This window comes from Flagellimonas olearia, assembly GCF_009184425.1.
GTDB classification, from domain to species: Bacteria; Bacteroidota; Bacteroidia; order Flavobacteriales; family Flavobacteriaceae; genus Flagellimonas; species Flagellimonas olearia.
Window position 1 is genome coordinate 1 of sequence record NZ_WELG01000083.1, and the last position, 385, is coordinate 385.

A 385-nucleotide genomic window follows, 5' to 3' on the forward strand; every position below is an offset into this window, starting at 1 on the left:
GTCCCTTCGAGCCTCGCGCAATCGTGGACTCTGGCTCCTTATCAGCCCATTAAACCTTGCCGGGCAACCTGCGATCAATGCACAACCCTGCAACAAACACACCAAACCAAATGTAGAGCGTGATGAATCCACCGGTATGACTTGTCATCTGCTTCGCATAAAATGAGCTCTTCACGTAAGGAGAGGCCATGACACTCGCGATTTTCGACCTGGACAACACCCTGATTGGCTGCGATTCCGACCACCTGTGGGGAGACTGGCTGGTAGAGAAAGGCATTGTTGACGCCCAGCTTTATAAAGAAACCAACGACCAATTTTACGTGGACTACCAGCATGGCCGCTTGGACATCATGGCCTACCTGCGTTTTTCTCTGAACGTGCTGGC

General features: G+C 51.9%; 1 protein-coding gene. It reads left to right on the plus strand.

What is annotated here, in order from left to right:
* Positions 1–188 precede the first annotated feature (188 nt).
* Positions 189–385 (plus strand): HAD family hydrolase (locus F8C76_RS19300; RefSeq protein WP_369126715.1); only part of this gene is annotated, 197 nt, incomplete at its 3' end.